The organism is Brachybacterium ginsengisoli (assembly GCF_002407065.1).
Taxonomy (GTDB): Bacteria; Actinomycetota; Actinomycetes; order Actinomycetales; family Dermabacteraceae; genus Brachybacterium; species Brachybacterium ginsengisoli.
In genome coordinates this window covers 2712956-2727063 of the sequence record NZ_CP023564.1, presented here as the reverse complement: position 1 = coordinate 2727063, position 14108 = coordinate 2712956, and the positions used below count along the sequence as shown (strand labels likewise).

The following is a 14108-nucleotide window of genomic DNA, read 5'->3' as shown; positions in this document are numbered from 1 at the left end:
TCAGCGAATTCCGGCATGAAGGAGACCCCGTGTCCTCGCAGAGCACTCAGACCTCCCCGCCCCGCAATGCGGCCGGCGACACCCCGATGGGGCTGGACGACAACGTCTACCAGCGCCTCCTCCGCGAGCGCATCGTGTGGCTCGGCTCGGAGGTGCGCGACGAGAACGCCAACGCCATCTGCTCGAAGCTCCTCCTCCTCGCGGCGGAGGATCCCGAGAAGGACATCTTCCTCTACATCAACAGCCCCGGCGGCTCGATCACCGCAGGCATGGCCATCTACGACACCATGCAGTTCATCAAGCCCGACGTGGTGACGATCGGCATGGGCATGGCGGCCTCGATGGGTCAGTTCCTGCTCTCCTCCGGCACCAAGGGCAAGCGCTACGCCACCCCGCACACCCGCGTGCTGATGCACCAGCCGCTGGGCGGACTGGGCGGCACCGCCACGGACATCAAGATCCAGGCCGAGCTCATCCTCTCGATGAAGCGCACGCTCGCCGAGCTGATCGCCGAGCAGACCGGCAAGAGCGTCGAGCAGATCAACGCCGACTCCGACCGTGACAACTGGTTCACGGCCGAGGAGGCGCTCGAGTACGGCTTCATCGACAAGATCATCAGCGGCTCCGGCGACGTCACCGGCGGTGGCGGCACCGCCGAGTGACCGCCCCCAGACATCCAGCGAACCCTTCACGCAAGGAGACCCCGTGACCTTCGATCCCCGCCCCTTCGGCGCACTGCCGATCGCTCAGGCCGGCACGATGCCCACCTCGCGCTACGTGCTCCCGCAGTACGAGGAGCGCACCGCCTACGGCATGAAGCGCCAGGACCCGTACACCAAGCTGTTCGAGGACCGCATCATCTTCCTGGGCGTCCAGGTGGACGACGCCTCGGCTGACGACGTGATGGCCCAGCTCCTGGTCCTGGAGTCCCAGGACCCGGACCGCGACATCACGCTGTACATCAACAGCCCCGGCGGCTCGTTCACCGCGCTGACCGCCATCTACGACACGATGCAGTACATCAAGCCCGAGGTCACCACCGTGTGCCTGGGCCAGGCGGCCTCCGCCGCCGCAGTGCTGCTCGCCGCCGGCTCGCCCGGGAAGCGCCTCGCGCTGCCCAACGCGCGCATCCTCATCCACCAGCCCGCCATGGGGGGCGAGGGCGGCGGCGGCCAGGCCTCGGACCTCGAGATCCAGGCCAACGAGATCATGCGCATGCGCGAGTGGCTCGAGGACACCCTGGCGTTCCACACCGGTCGGGACAAGGGCCAGATCACCAAGGACATCGAGCGCGACAAGATCCTCACCGCGAAGTCCGCCCTCGAGTACGGACTGGTCGATCAGGTGCTGGAGTCCCGCAAGGCTCCCGCGGCGCAGATCGCGAAGTGATCCGACGCCGCTGAGCCGGGTCCGCGGACCCGGCTCGGGCGGCACCGCCCGCGCCTCCTCCCTCGGGGGCGCGGGCATCCGCACCGGGGCGACGGCCCCGGCGGGAAGGCGGCAACTCCGGGCGGCGCCTCCCGTGATCGGACAGCCCTTCGCGATACCGTGGAGGGCGCCTGCAGGGCCGGGGGACCTCCCCGCGGAGACTGCTGGTGCATGCTGACGGCCTGACGAGAGGACACGGACATGGCGCGAACGAGCGATGGATCCGACGTGTTCAAATGCTCCTTCTGCGGGAAGTCGCAGAAGCAGGTCGAACGGCTGATCTCCGGGCCCGGCGTGTACATCTGCGAAGAGTGCATCGAGCTGTGCAACGAGATCATCGCCGAGGAGATCCAGGCCGCGCAGCCCGTGGCGCAGGAGCAGGCACCCCTGCCGGCCCCGAAGGAGATCTTCGAGTTCCTCGAGGAGTACGTGGTCGGGCAGGAGCCCGCCAAGCGTGCGCTCGCCGTCGCCGTCTACAACCACTACAAGCGCGTCCGTGCCCAGGACGCCGCTCAGGCCGTCGGCCCGGCGCGCAGCGCCGCTGCGGTCCTCGCCGAGGAGGCCGGCTCCTCGGAGGACGACATCGAGGTCGCGAAGTCCAATGTCATGCTCGTGGGCCCCACGGGCTGCGGGAAGACCTACCTCGCCCAGACCCTCGCGCGAATGCTCGACGTCCCCTTCGCCATGGCGGATGCGACGGCTCTGACCGAGGCCGGTTACGTGGGCGAGGACGTCGAGAACATCCTCCTCAAGCTGCTGCAGGCCGCGGACTACGACGTCAAGAAGGCCGAGCGGGGCATCATCTACATCGACGAGGTCGACAAGATCGGCCGCAAGGCCGAGAACCCCTCGATCACCCGCGACGTCTCGGGAGAGGGCGTCCAGCAGGCTCTGCTGAAGATCCTCGAGGGAACGGTCGCCGCGGTGCCGCCCCAGGGCGGGCGGAAGCACCCGCACCAGGAGTTCATCCAGATCGACACGACGAACGTGCTGTTCATCGTCGCCGGGGCGTTCGCCGGGATCGAGGAGATCATCGGTCACCGGATCGGCAAGCGCGGCATCGGCTTCGGCTCGGAGCTGCACTCCCCGCTCGCGCAGGAGCAGCTCTACGGGAAGCTGCTGCCGGAGGACCTGCTGAAGTTCGGCCTGATCCCGGAGTTCATCGGCCGCCTCCCCGTGATCACGAGCGTCGCGAACCTCGATCGCGATGCGCTGATCACCATCCTCACCGAGCCGCGCAACGCGCTGGTCAAGCAGTTCCAGAAGATGTTCGCACTGGACGGTGTGGAGCTCGACTTCGAGCGCAGCGCGCTGGAGGCCGTCGCCGACAAGGCGATCGAGCGTGAGACCGGCGCCCGAGGGCTGCGCGCGATCCTCGAGGAGGCCCTGCAGCCGGTGATGTTCGAGGTCCCCTCCCGCGATGACGTGGTCAAGGTGGTGATCACCGAGGGCGTGGTCACCGAGGGCCGCGCACCGATGATGCTCACGGGCAAGGACGCGGACAGCGCGGGCGATCACGGCCGCCAGGAGCGCTCCGCATGACCTCTGAGCACGACTCCGCGCCGGTCGAGGATGCTCCGGAGGTCGTGAGGGCGAAGCAGATCCTTCTCGACGAGCGACGAAGCATCGACAACATCGACGCGGCCCTGGTCCACCTCCTCGCCGAGCGCTTCTCGCACACCCAGCGGGTGGGCGTGCTCAAGGCGGAGCACGGGCTGCCCCCGGCCGATCCCTCGCGCGAGAAGGAGCAGATCGCCCATCTCCGCTCGCTCGCCGACGAGGCGGGCCTGGACCCGACCTTCGCCGAGGCGTTCCTGCGTTTCATCGTCACCGAGGTGATCCGCCATCACGAGCGGATCCGCGACGAGGTCCCCGACCGGGATTGAGTCCCCGACCGGGATTGAGTCCCCGACCGGGATTGAGTCCCCGACCGGGATTGAGTCCCCGACCGGGATTGAGCTCACCCGGCGGCGGGGCGGCCGATGCCTGCCGCTCGCATGGATAGTCCTCCCCGTCGACACCTCGTGCGGACCCCCATAGGTTCGACGCGTAGGAAGATGCCGAACGGGGGAGACGTTGATGAGCGGGTTCTGGGGAGCCGACAGTGAGGCTGTGCGCCAGCAGGCGACGGCGTGCCAGGGAGCGGCGGGGACGGTCGAGTCACTGCTCGCCCGGTGCGTGGCGCTGGTCGGCTCCGTGGCGTGGGTGGGCCCTGATGCCGACGAATTCCGCGAGCGCTGGTCCAGCGAGGTGCAGACCCGGCTCGAGTCGGCGATCGACGCTCTGCGGGCCGACGCCGATGAGCTGAACCGTCACGCCGACGAGCAGGACGAGGCGTCCTCGGACGGCGGATCCGGGTCCGGGATCCCCGTTCTCGAGAAGCTGCCGGACTTCCTCCCGATCCCGACCCTGCCGGGGTTCCCGAACCTGCCGTTCCCGACGCTTCCGGCGTTCCCGGACCTGCCGATCCCGGGTGACCCGCTGCCCCTCCCGGAGCCGCTCCCGCTGCCGGAGCCGTGGCCCACGCCGGAGGACTGGCCGCTGCCCCAGCCGCTGCCTGCACCGCTTCCCCTGCCTGATCTCTGGCCTCTGCCGCAGCCTCTGCCGCGCCCGAACATCGACCTGTTCTGACCGGTCCCGATCCGGGCGGGCCCGCTCCGCCCCCACGCCCCACGTCGGAACACGAGGGGCGCGGAGGCCGGTCAGCCCTGGTCCGCGCTGATAGCATGCCGGCATGTCACGTCTCACGTTCCTCGACTGGCCGGTTCTCCGGCAGCTCCGTGGGGCGGATCCGACCGGGCGGGGCACGGCCGTCACGTCGGCGGCGACCCGCAGCACGGTCCCGCGCACCGTCACGGCTGACGGGGTCGCGGACAGCGTCTGCCCGTACTGCGCCGTCGGCTGCGGGCAGAAGGTCTTCCATCAGGACGGCAAGGTCGTCCAGATCGAGGGGAACCCTGACTCGCCGGTGTCCCGCGGTCGTCTCTGCCCGAAGGGCGCCGCCAGCCAGCAGCTGGCCAACTCCTATCTCCGTCAGACCACGGTGCGCTACCGCCGCCCGTACGCGACCGACTGGGAGGACCTCGATCTCGATGTCGCGATGGACATGATCGCGGATCGGTTCATCGAGGCGAGGCGCGCGTACTGGGAGGAGGAGGACGATCAGGGCCGTCCCCTCAAGCGCACGATGGGCATCGCCAGCCTCGGCGGCGCGACCATCGACAACGAGGAGAACTATCTGATCAAGAAGTTCTTCACGGCGGCGGGCGCGATCCAGATCGAGAACCAGGCCCGTATTTGACACTCCGCCACGGTTCCCGGTCTGGGAGCCTCGTTCGGGCGTGGCGGTGCCACGCAGCCAGTGCAGGACTTCGCCAATGCGGACCTCATCGTCATCGAGGGCTCCAACATGGCCGAAGCCCATCCGGTGGCCTTCCAATGGGTGATCGAGGCGAAGAAGCGCGGTGCCCGCGTGATCCATGTCGATCCGCGCTTCACCCGCACCTCGGCGAACGCTGATCGACACATCCCGATCCGCACCGGCACGGACATCGTGCTGCTGGGCGGCGTGATCCGGCATGTGCTCGAGAACGAGCTGTACTTCTCGGAGTACGTCCGGGCCTTCACGAACGCCTCGACGATCATCTCCGAGGAGTACGCCGACACGGAGGACCTGGACGGGCTGTTCTCCGGCTTCGACGAGGAGTCCAGCACCTACGACAACAGCCGGTGGGCCTACGCCGGTGATCCTGAGGACGTGGCCCGCGGGCTGCCCGAGCGGGACGAGACCCTGCAGCACCCGCGCACCGTCTTCCAGATCCTGCGGCGCCACTACGCGCGCTACACCCCGCAGATGGTCCAGGACACCTGCGGCATCTCCCCGGAGGACTTCGAGCATCTGGCGACGGCCATCGCCGAGAACTCGGGCCGCGAGCGGACCACCGTCTTCGCCTATGCCCTGGGCTGGACCCAGCACCAGGGCGGCGCGCAGATGATCCGCACCGCCGGAGTGCTGCAGCTGCTCATGGGCAACATGGGCCGTCCCGGCGGCGGCATCATGGCCCTGCGCGGCCACGCCACCATTCAGGGCTCCACGGACATCCCCACGCTCTACCACATCCTCCCCGGCTACCTGCCGATGCCGAAGGTGGGCCAGGACGACTTCGCCGCGTTCACCCGCGCCATCGGCACCAAGGAGCAGAAGGGCTTCTGGGCGAACGCGGACGTCTACACCATCAACCTCCTGAAGGCCTGGTGGGGCGACAACGCCACGGCGGAGAACGACTGGGGCTACCACCACCTGCCCAAGCTGACCGGCGCCCACGGCACCTACCAGACCACCATGAGGATGCTCGAGGGCGGGGTCGACGGCTACTTCCTGTTCGGCCAGAACCCTGCCGTCGGATCCGCCAACGGCAGGCTCCAGCGCAAGGCCATGGCGAAGCTGAAGTGGATGGTGGTGAGGGACTTCTACATGATCGAGTCCGCCACCTTCTGGCGCGACGGACCCGAGGTGGAGTCCGGTGAGCTCTCCCCGGAGGAGGTCGGCACCGAGATGTTCTTCCTGCCGGCGGCCAACCACACGGAGAAGGCAGGCTCCTTCACCCAGACCCAGCGCATGGTGCAGTGGCGCGACCAGGCCGTCGAACCGCCCGGTGACGCCCGCAGCGATCTGGAGTTCATGTACGAGCTCGGGCGTCGCATCCGCGAGAAGCTCCAGGACTCCACCGATCCGCGCGACCGTGCCATCCAGGAGCTGACCTGGGATTATCCGGTCAACGAGCACGGGGAGCCGGATGCTGAGGCGGTGCTCGCCGAGATCAACGGCCGACACCTCGACGGTGAGCGGGCGGGCCGCCCGCTGTCCTCCTTCGCGGAGATGCGGGCCGACGGCTCGACCGACGGCGGGTGCTGGATCTACGCCGGCGTCTACGCCGACGGGGTGAACCAGGCCCGGCGCCGCCCGGCGACCCCGGAGCAGGGCGAGATCGCGGCCGAGTGGGGCTGGGCCTGGCCCGCGAACCGCCGGGTGCTCTACAACCGTGCCTCGGCCGATCCCGAGGGACGGCCCTGGAGCGAGCGCAAGAAGCTGGTGTGGTGGGACGAGGAGGCCGGGACCTGGACCGGCGACGACGTCCCCGACTTCCCGCTGACCAAGCGTCCCGATGATCCGGGCGACCCCGAGCGCGGCGGGGCGGCGGCGCTCTCCGGCACCGACGCGTTCATCATGCAGTCCGACGGCCGAGGGTGGCTGTTCGCGCCCACCGGTCTGGTGGACGGGCCGCTGCCGACGCACTACGAGTCACCGGAGTCCACGATCCCCAACCCGCTCTACTCGCAGCAGTCCAACCCCACCCGGGTCACCTTCCGCAGCGAGGACAACCTCAGCTCGCCCGGCGCCTCGGCCCGCGGCGGCGAGGTGTATCCGTACATCTTCACCACGTACCGGATCACCGAGCACCACACCGCCGGCGGGATGAGCCGCTTCTTGCCGTATCTCGCGGAGCTGCAGCCGGAGATGTACTGCGAGGTCTCGCCGGAGCTGGCCGAGGAGGTGGGGCTGGAGCCCTACGGCTGGGCGACCATCATCTCGGCGCGCAGCGCGATCGAGGCCAAGGTGCTGGTCACCGAGCGGATGACGCCGCTGCAGGTGGGGGAGCGGACCGTGCACCAGATCGGCCTGCCCTTCCACTGGGGCCGCGGCAGCGAGGCGATCGTCCAGGGAGACGGCGCCAATGACCTGATTGGCATGAACCTCGACGCCAACACGCAGATCCAGAACAGCAAGAACAACTCGTGCGCGATCCTCCCGGGGCGCAGGCCCCAGGGTCGGGCGCGGGGCGAGCTGGTGGAGGAGCTCCGGCGCCGGGCAGGTCTGGCCCCGGAGGAGCATCGGGCCGTGGATGGCGCGGACGGCGCCCCCGGGGCGGGCCCTGCCGATGACTCGATCGCGCACGAGGTCCGTGGTCCGGAGGAGGCCTCCGCCGTACCCTCGGGGGAGAGCTCGATCAAGGAGATGAGGAATCGATGAGCCTGCTCTCAGGGCCTGCCGGTCCCGCCGCGGATGCCGGGTGGGGACACGACCACGAGCGCAAGGGCTTCTTCACCGACACCTCGATCTGCATCGGCTGCAAGGCCTGCGAGGTGGCGTGCAAGGAGTGGAATCGCAACCCGATCGACGGCGACCTGCAGATCCTCGGCTCGAGCTACGACAACACCGGGGCGCTCGGCGCCAACACCTGGCGGCACGTGGCCTTCGTCGAGCAGGGGCAGGACCGCATCGAGGAGGCCCGGGAGTCGGGCCGCAAGCTGGTCAGCCTGGGCATGCCCGGGATCGGCCCGAAGTCCTCAGGTGCTCGCGGCGCCACCCCCGCCGGCGATCTCTCGAGCACGGACCGCACCCCGCCGGACACCCCTGAGTTCCGCTGGCTGATGTCCTCGGACGTGTGCAAGCACTGCACCAACGCCGGCTGCCTGGACGTGTGCCCCACCGGGGCGATCTTCCGCTCCGAGCACGGCTCGGTGGTGGTCCAGCAGGACGTCTGCAACGGCTGCGGGACCTGTGTGAGCGCCTGCCCGTTCGGGGTCATCGAGCGCCGTGACGACGGCACCATCTCGCCGCACGCGAACCGCGACGAGAAGATCGACCGCATGGGCACCGCGAGCAAGTGCACCCTGTGCCACGACCGCCTCGCCGACGGCGAGCAGCCCGCCTGCTCGGCGACCTGCCCCACGCAGTCGATCCGCTTCGGGGAGCACACCGAGCTCGCCGAGGATGCGCGAGGACGGGTCGCGGATCTCCACGACCGCGGCATGACCGAGGCCCGCCTGTACGGTGCGAACCCCAAGGACGGGGTGGGCGGCATCGGATCGGTGTTCCTGCTGCTGGACGAGCCCGAGGTGTACGGCCTGCCGCCGGACCCGCACGTCCCCACCGCGAGCCTCCCCGGCAGCTACGCCCGGGTGGGCCTCGCCGCGGCGGGCATGGTGGCCGTGGCCGCGCTCTCCTTCCTGGGCGGGCGCCGATGAGCATCAGCGAGTTCGACGCCGACCGGCCGCCGCAGCAGCCCCGTCGGCGCCGCCGCGGCGGGGCCCGGCGACGCCGTGGCCTCGGCGAGATCGGCATGGGGGACGGCTCTCGCGAGGGCGCGCTCGTCGAGGACGTCGAGATCGAGCGGGCGGGTGAGTTCGACTCCTACTACGGCCGCCCGATCGTCAAGGCGCCGCCGTGGCGGGAGCCGATCGCCGTCTACCTCTTCCTGGGCGGCGTGGCCGGCGGCTCCGGCCTGCTCGCCCTCGGGGCGCAGTGCACGGGGCGACCCGCCCTGCGGCGCAGCACCCGCCTGGTGGCGATCGGGGCGGTCGGCGTCGGAACCATCGCGCTGATCGAGGATCTCGGCCGTCCCGAGCGCTTCCTCAACATGATGCGGACCGTGAAGGTGACCTCGCCGATGAGCCTGGGCACCTGGATCCTCAGCGGCTTCGCGACCTTCTCCGGGCTGCTCGGTGTGCTCGAGGTGGATCGCCTGACGGGGGAGCGACTGCCGCTGGGCGCCCTGCGCCGCCTGCTCGGCGCCGCCGAGGTGCCCGCGGCGCTCGGCCAGGGGGTCCTGGCCCCGCTGCTGGCCTCGTACACCGGGGCGCTGCTGGGCAACACCGTGGTCCCCACCTGGGAGGCCGGCCGCAGACACCTCGCCTACCTCTTCGCCTCCTCCGCGAGCCTCGCCTCCGGTGGCGCCGCCCTGATCACCGCCCCGGTGGCCGAGACCCGACCCGCGCGGATCCTCGCCGCGGCAGGGGTGGCAGGGGACCTGGTCTCGATGCACCGCATGAAGGCCTCCATGCACCCCCTGGAGGCCGAACCGCTCGAGACCGGTCGAGCAGGGAAGCTGCTCACCTGGGCGGAGCGCCTCGCGGTCGCCGGAGGCATCGGCGCGGTGTTCGGCGGCCGCAACCGGTACGTCGCGGCGGCGAGCGGTGCGGCACTGCTGGCCTCCTCCGCCCTGACCCGCTTCGGCGTGCTCTATGCCGGGCTGGAGTCCGTGGAGGACCCCCGTCGGGTCGTCGAGCCGCAGAAGGCCCGGCTCGCCGCGCGGCGCGCCGCCGGCATCACCGACGACTCGATCACCACGTCGGGCTGACCGCCGCAGCGGGAGGCGGCTCGGTGTGCCCAGCCCGCGCTCAGCGCACCTCGATGCCGGACCCCTCCACGGTCTCCCCGATGATCGGGTAGCCGGGGACCTCGCCGATCACCAGCAGGCCGCCGGAGGTCTGAGCGTCCGCCAGGACCAGCAGATCCTCCTCGGTCACGCCTTCCGCGGTGCGGAGGTGCTCCCGCACCCAGTCGAGGTTCCGCCGGGTGCCTCCGGAGACGTAGCCGTCCCGGAGAGCCTCGGCCGCGCCGTCCACCAGCGGGACGGCGGAGCGGTCCACGACCATGCCCACCCCGGAGGCGCGCCCCATCTTGAACAGATGCCCCAGCAGCCCGAAGCCGGTCACGTCGGTCGCGGCCCGTGCGCCGGCGGCGAGCGCAGCCTTCGAGGCATCCCGGTTCAGGGCGGTCATCGTCTCGATCGCCGCGGCGGAGACCTCTCCGGTGCTCTTCATCCGGTTGTTCAGCAGCCCCACCCCGAGCGGCTTGGTGAGGGTGATCGGCAGCCCCGCCTCCGCGGCGTCGTTGCGCAGCAGGCGCTCCGGATCCGCGGTGCCCGTGACCGCCATCCCGTACTTCGGCTCCGGATCGTCGACCGAATGCCCGCCGATCACCGGCACGCCCGCCGCCTGCGCGACTGACAGGCCGCCCGCGAGGACCTCCTGCAGCAGCTCGTAGGGGAGCACCCCGCGGGGCCAGCCCACCAGGTTGATCGCCACCACCGGGTCACCGCCCATGGCGTAGATGTCCGAGAGCGCATTGGCGGCTGCGATGCGCCCCCAGTCGAAGGCGTCGTCGACCACCGGGGTGAAGAAATCCGCGGTCGAGAGCACCGCGGTGCTCCCGTCGGGCCCGCCGATCCGCACCGCGGCGGCGTCGTCACCGTCCTCCAGGCCCACGATCACCTGCTCGTACTGCTGGCCGGAGAGCGCTGAGACCACGTCCTCGAGCTCTCCCGGCGGGATCTTCGAGGCACAGCCACCGCCATGCGCCATCGTGGTCAGACGGATCGAGGGCTGGGCCACGGGGCGGATCTGGTTCTCGCTCATGACCCGAGCCTAGGCCGTCGCCTCGGTGGGTGACCAGCGCAGTCGCTCCCGGATCCACGGTGCTACCTTGGGCGATGGAGGCGTACGTGTCCTGGTGGGCGCCCCGGTCTTCAAAACCGGTGAGACCGAGCATCTCGGTCTGGCGGGTTCGATTCCCGTCCGTCTCCGCCAAGAATCCATCATCGCCCCAGGCGCCGTCGCCCCCGCGGCGCGGTCGCCTCGTCGGCCCCAGGAGGTCCCGTGACCGAGCGCCCGCAGCCCGGCGGAGAGGGCACCGACCCGCGCCGTCGGATCCCGCGCACCGATCACCTGCTGGCACACCCCGGGATCGCCGCGGCCGCGGCGACGATGAGCCAGCGCGTGGTGGTCGGCATCGTGCACGCGGCGCAGGCCCGTGCCCGCAGCGGGGAGATCACCCCTGAACTGGTCGAGGGCGAGGTCCTCGCCGCCCTCGGGGACCGCCCGTCGGCCTCACTGCGCCCGGTCCTCAACGCGACCGGCGTCATCGTCCACACGAACCTCGGACGGGCGCCGCTGTCCGCGGCGGCGCGCGCCGCGCTGGACGCCGCCGCCGGCTACACCGACGTCGAGTTCGACCTCGCCACCGGTGCCCGCTCCCGGCGCGGCGCCGGCGCCCGGGCCGCGATCCTGGCCGCCTGCCCGGAGGCGGAGGACGCGCTGGTGGTTAACAACGGCGCCGCGGCCCTGCTGCTGGCCACGACAGCGCTCGCCGGCACCGGCGAGGTGGTGCTCAGCCGCGGCGAGATGATCGAGATCGGAGCCGGCTTCCGCCTGCCCGACCTCATCACCTCCACCGGCGCGCGGCTGCGGGAGGTCGGCACCACCAACCGCACCCACCTCGCCGACTACACGGACGCCCTGCACCCCGGCACCGGCTGCGTGCTGCGCCTGCACACCAGCAACTACCGCATCACCGGCTTCACGAGCGCGGCGCCGATCAGCGAGCTCGCCGGACCCTGCCGCGACGCCGACATCCCGCTGGTCGCCGACCTGGGCAGCGGCCTGCTGGCACCCGAGCCCCTGCTGCCGGAGGAGCCTGACGTCGCCACCGCCCTGCGCGACGGGGCGGACCTGGTCATCATCAGCGGCGACAAGCTCCTCGGCGGGCCCCAGGCGGGGATCGTGCTGGGCAGGGCCGAGGTCATCGCCCGGCTCGCCCGCCACCCGATGGCCCGGGCGGTGCGCGCCGACAAGCTCGCGCTCGCCGCGCTCGAGGCGACGCTGGAGGGCCCGGTGCCGCCGGTGCTCGACGCGCTGCGCACGGACCCGGCCCGTCTGTGCGAGCGCACTGCGCTGCTGGCCGACAGGATCGAAGGACGGCTGGTCCCGCACGACGGCCGCGTCGGCGGCGGGGGAGGGGCCGAGGTCCCGCTGCCCGGCTGGGCGATCTCCCTCGAGGTCGAGCTCGCCGCCCCGCTGCGCACCGGGGATCCGGCCGTGGTGACCACCGTGCAGGGCGGGCGGTGCCTGCTCGACCTGCGCTGCGTGCCCGTCGAGGAGGACGGGCGCGTGGTCGAGGCCGTGCTCGCGGCCCGGGCTGCGGCCAGGGGGCGCGGGTGACGAGCCATGTCATCGCGACCGCCGGTCACGTCGACCATGGCAAGTCCACGCTGGTCAGGGCCCTCACCGGGATCGAGCCGGACCGGTGGGCGGAGGAGCGACGGCGCGGGCTGACCATCGACCTCGGCTTCGCCTGGACCGAGCTGCCCTCGGGGGCGGAGGTCTCCTTCGTGGACGTCCCGGGCCATGAGCGGTTCCTCGGCAACATGCTCGCCGGGCTGGGCCCCGCGCCGATCGTCTGCTTCGTCGTCGCGGCCGACGAGGGCTGGCAGGCGCAGTCCTCGGACCATCGCGACGCCATCGCGGCGCTGGGCATCGACCAGGGCCTGATCGTCGTCACCCGGGCGGATCTCGCCCCGGGACGGGTCGACGTCACGCTCGCCCAGGCACGATCCGAGCTTGCCGGGACGGGCCTCGCCGCGGCCCCCGCCGTGGCCGTCTCCGCGAGGACCGGACAGGGGCTGGACGAGCTGCGCACCGTGATCGGCTCCGTGGTCGCCGCGGCGCGCCGTCCCGACCCGGAGGAGCGCGTGCGGCTGTGGGTGGACCGCTCCTTCACGATCTCCGGAGCCGGGACCGTCGTCACCGGCACGCTCAGCGGGGGCGTGCTGCGCCGCGAGGACCGCCTCGCGCTGTGCGGGGCGGAGCGTGGGGGCGAGGTCGTGGTGCGCGGGCTGCAGAGCCGCGGGGGGCCGCTCGAACAGCTCGGACCGGTCAGTCGCGCCGCGGTGAACCTGCGCGGGGTGAGCACCGAGGAGATCGGTCGCGGCGATGCTCTGCTCACGCCCGATGCCTGGACCCTCGCGGACGTCGTGGACGTGCGACGTCGGGAGGGCGAGGCGCTCGCAGGGGCTCCCGCCGAGCTCATGGTGCACGTCGGGACGGCGGTGGTGCCCGCGAGGGTTCGGCCGTTCGGATCGGACCACGCCCGCCTCACGCTCGAGCGCCCGCTGCCGCTCGCCGTCGGGGATCGGCTGGTGCTGCGGGGAGGCGGCCATGCCGTGCGGAACGGGGTGCAGGTGCTCGACGTGGATCCGCCGGTGCTGGACCGGCGCGGTGACGGCGCCCGGCGTCGTGCGGTCCTCGAATCGCTTCCCGAGGGCGGCGATCCCGCGCTCGAGGTGAGCCGTCGCGGTGCGGTGCGGGAGCACGAGCTGGCCAGGAACGGAGTACCGCTTTCGCATCGGCTGCCGGAGCAGGTCCGGCGTCATGGGGACTGGCTCGTCGACTCCGGGACGATGGAGCGCTGGACGGAGCGGCTCCTGGAGCTGGTGCGCGAGGACCGTGCCGCGCATCCGCTCTCCGCCGGCGTGCCGCGCAAGGCCGCCACGGATGCTCTCTCCCTGCCGGACACGGGCCTCCTCGGCGCGGTGGTGGCGGCCGCCGGACTCGACACCGCCGACGGCCGAGTGGTGGATGCGTCCGGTCCTCGTGGCCTGGGCGCGGCCGAGCACGGCGTCGCCGCCCTGGAGGAGTCGCTGCGCGGGACCCCGTTCCGGGCCCCGGAGGCGGACGACCTCGCCGCGCTCCGACTGACCCCGCGGGAGCTCGCCGCCGCCGCCGCGCAGGGACGGCTGCTCCGGCTGCCCGGAGAGGTGATCCTGCTGCCCACCGCACCGGCCCGCGCCATGCGGGAGCTCGCCTCGCTCCCGCAGCCGTTCACGACCAGCCAGGCCCGACAGGCGCTCGGCACCACCCGTCGGGTCGCCGTGCCCCTGCTCGAGCACCTCGATGCCCGTGGCTGGACCCGACGGGTGGATGCCGGCCACCGCGAGGTCGTGCGCTGAGACCCGGCGTCGCCGTCGGGCGGGCGGGCGAGGGGCGGTCGCGGCAGGGACATCCGGGGGTGGGGAGTTGTCCCCATGGGCGGGGGCGCCGACAGAGTCTAGGCTCGTCGT

Annotated in this window: 11 protein-coding genes and 1 tRNA gene; 11 read left to right on the top strand and 1 reads right to left on the bottom strand. The window is 71.7% G+C overall.

Translation table 11 applies throughout. From position 1 onward, the window contains the following. The first annotated feature begins 86 nt into the window (after window positions 1-86). From CFK41_RS12150 to nrfD, 8 genes are all read left to right on the top strand, one after another. Window positions 87-662, top strand: a complete 576-nt coding sequence (locus tag CFK41_RS12150; RefSeq protein WP_169928894.1) for an ATP-dependent Clp protease proteolytic subunit — start codon at window positions 87-89, stop codon at window positions 660-662. Between the two features lie 97 nt (window positions 663-759). Next, a complete protein-coding gene (locus CFK41_RS12145; protein WP_151904856.1) occupies window positions 760-1389 on the top strand; it encodes an ATP-dependent Clp protease proteolytic subunit in 630 nt (209 codons plus the stop codon). Between the two features lie 240 nt (window positions 1390-1629). After that, entirely contained in the window at window positions 1630-2970 is a 1341-nt protein-coding gene (gene clpX / locus CFK41_RS12140; protein ID WP_096799893.1) for an ATP-dependent Clp protease ATP-binding subunit ClpX, read from the top strand. Then, window positions 2967-3314: a chorismate mutase gene (locus tag CFK41_RS12135; RefSeq protein WP_096799892.1), complete on the top strand. Its 348-nt coding sequence runs from the start codon at window positions 2967-2969 to the stop codon at window positions 3312-3314. The genes clpX and CFK41_RS12135 overlap by 4 nt, the downstream gene beginning before the upstream one ends. 193 nt (window positions 3315-3507) lie before the next feature. Next, a complete protein-coding gene (locus CFK41_RS17950; RefSeq protein ID WP_169928813.1) occupies window positions 3508-4059 on the top strand; it encodes a WXG100 family type VII secretion target in 552 nt (183 codons plus the stop codon). 103 nt (window positions 4060-4162) lie between these two features. Then, window positions 4163-7459 (top strand): formate dehydrogenase-N subunit alpha, encoded by a 3297-nt coding sequence (gene fdnG, locus CFK41_RS12120; RefSeq protein ID WP_174705970.1) that lies wholly within the window; start codon window positions 4163-4165, stop codon window positions 7457-7459. Beyond that, window positions 7456-8457 (top strand): 4Fe-4S dicluster domain-containing protein, encoded by a 1002-nt coding sequence (locus CFK41_RS12115; protein WP_096799889.1) that lies wholly within the window; start codon window positions 7456-7458, stop codon window positions 8455-8457. Before fdnG ends, CFK41_RS12115 begins: the two co-directional genes overlap by 4 nt. After that, a complete protein-coding gene (nrfD, locus tag CFK41_RS12110) occupies window positions 8454-9569 on the top strand; it encodes an NrfD/PsrC family molybdoenzyme membrane anchor subunit (protein WP_096799888.1) in 1116 nt (371 codons plus the stop codon). The genes CFK41_RS12115 and nrfD overlap by 4 nt, the downstream gene beginning before the upstream one ends. A gap of 40 nt (window positions 9570-9609) precedes the next feature. Here the strand turns inward: nrfD and selD are convergent, their stop codons facing one another. Further along, window positions 9610-10629, bottom strand: a complete 1020-nt coding sequence (selD, locus tag CFK41_RS12105; RefSeq protein WP_096799887.1) for a selenide, water dikinase SelD — start codon at window positions 10627-10629, stop codon at window positions 9610-9612. Window positions 10630-10705: 76 nt separating this feature from the next. Between selD and CFK41_RS12100 the strand changes: the two genes are divergently transcribed. The 3 genes from CFK41_RS12100 to selB all read left to right on the top strand — a co-directional run bounded on the left by CFK41_RS12100 (window position 10706) and on the right by selB (window position 13997). Then, window positions 10706-10800 (top strand) — tRNA-Sec (locus tag CFK41_RS12100). A gap of 69 nt (window positions 10801-10869) precedes the next feature. Beyond that, window positions 10870-12210, top strand: a complete 1341-nt coding sequence (gene selA / locus CFK41_RS12095) for an L-seryl-tRNA(Sec) selenium transferase (RefSeq protein WP_096799886.1) — start codon at window positions 10870-10872, stop codon at window positions 12208-12210. Then, complete coding sequence (selB, locus tag CFK41_RS12090) at window positions 12207-13997, top strand: selenocysteine-specific translation elongation factor (protein WP_096799885.1); 1791 nt, start codon at window positions 12207-12209, stop codon at window positions 13995-13997. The genes selA and selB overlap by 4 nt, the downstream gene beginning before the upstream one ends. Window positions 13998-14108: the final 111 nt, after the last annotated feature.